Annotated in this window: 1 protein-coding gene; it reads left to right on the top strand. The window is 72.0% G+C overall.

Annotated elements, in window-relative coordinates; all coding sequences use genetic code 11:
* Nucleotides 1-128 precede the first annotated feature (128 nt).
* A complete protein-coding gene (locus OXS49_RS33475; RefSeq protein WP_244002472.1) occupies nucleotides 129-359 on the top strand; it encodes a hypothetical protein in 231 nt (76 codons plus the stop codon).
* Nucleotides 360-364 lie beyond the last annotated feature (5 nt).

The following is a 364-nucleotide window of genomic DNA, read 5'->3' as shown; positions in this document are numbered from 1 at the left end:
CGGTGAAGCGGCCGGTGTGATCGCTTCTTCGGCGGGTGCGGGACGCGCGCTGAGGCAGGCCCGGGCGCGATGGCGCGGGCATCGGGATCGGTCTACCACCCGACCCAAGGGGACGGGGACGGGCGGCGATGAAGGGTCTGTTGCTGAACGCGCTGCTCGGGCTGGGTCTGGGCCGGTTCGGCTCGGTGTGGTGGCTGCTGGCGTTCCTGCCGGTGGTGGCGGGCGAGTTGGCCTACGGGGTGTACATCCATCACCTCAGCACCGGCGGGAGCATGCGCCGTGGCCTCGCCCTGATGGTCTGCGGGCAGCTCGGCTTCCTCCTCGGCGCCCTGATGCGGCCCATGCGCGGCGAAACCTGACCCGC

It is taken from the genome of Methylobacterium sp. GC_Met_2 (assembly GCF_026540795.1).
Taxonomy (GTDB): Bacteria; Pseudomonadota; Alphaproteobacteria; order Rhizobiales; family Beijerinckiaceae; genus Methylobacterium.
This window is presented reverse-complemented; position numbering and strand designations above follow the sequence as displayed.

What these genes read in the sequence shown, in the direction of transcription:
- OXS49_RS33475 (WP_244002472.1), top strand. Translation starts at nt 129, where the DNA reads ATGAAGGGTCTGTTGCTGAACGCGCTGCTCGGGCTGGGTCTGGGCCGG.